Annotated in this window: 1 protein-coding gene; it reads right to left on the bottom strand. The window is 71.6% G+C overall.

Going from position 1 to position 767, the window contains the following annotated elements; translation table 11 throughout:
• Nucleotides 1-46: 46 nt before the first annotated feature.
• The gene (locus AC0AIB_RS31040) at nt 47-643 is read right to left on the bottom strand and encodes a DUF1684 domain-containing protein (RefSeq protein ID WP_328348595.1); all 597 of its coding nucleotides are present in this window, start codon (nt 641-643) and stop codon (nt 47-49) included.
• Between the last annotated feature and the right edge of the window lie 124 nt (nt 644-767).

The following is a 767-nucleotide window of genomic DNA, read 5'->3' as shown; positions in this document are numbered from 1 at the left end:
GGGGGGGCGGCGGGCGGCGGGGCGGGTGAGGCGGGGACGTGGAGGGTCAGCGGTCGCGGCGGGGATAGTCCAGTTCACCGGCCCGGATGGGCACGTCGACCGTGTTCTCCGGGGGTGCGAGAGGGCACGCGTACGAACTGTTGATCGCGCAGGAGGGGTTGTAGAGGTAGTTCGGGTCGAGCCGGACCCGATGGCCGGGAAGCACGGTCAGGCCCCGACCGAAGGTCCCCTTGACCGTGTCGGTGAGGTACCGACCACCGCCGTACGTCTCCCGGCCGCTCGTGCCGTCGCGGACCGGCACGAACAGTCCGCCGCCGTACGCCTCGATCCACCACAGGGTCAACGGCCCCCACGGGGTCTCGGCGACCGCCACCCGCCGGTAGCGCACCACCCCGTCCGGGCCGCCGGTGTCGATGCTCTCGGTGCCCGAGGCGGGGCGCAGCGGGGCCTCGACCACCGCCCCCGAGTCCGGCGGGAACCACCCCAGCCCGGGAAAGCCCGCCCGGTCGCCCGCCGGTAACGGGCTGGCCGGATGGGTCCGGAACAACTCGTCACGGCCCGTCCGGAAACCGACCAGGTCGGCGTCGGACAGGTACAGCGCCGCGGTGCGTTCCCGCCAGTCGAGCACATCAAGGTCGTCCACCCACCGACCCTAACCAGCCACCCGGTCCCACCCCCGCCATCCCCGGTGATCAAGAGGTTTACGTCAACATTCCGTCGAAAAGTGACACGAACCTCTTGATCACCGGGGATGGCGGGGGTGGGAC

Source organism: Micromonospora sp. DSM 43699 (assembly GCF_055517075.1).
Note: the sequence above shows the minus strand (reverse complement) of the source record. Positions and strands in the feature narration are given on the sequence as shown.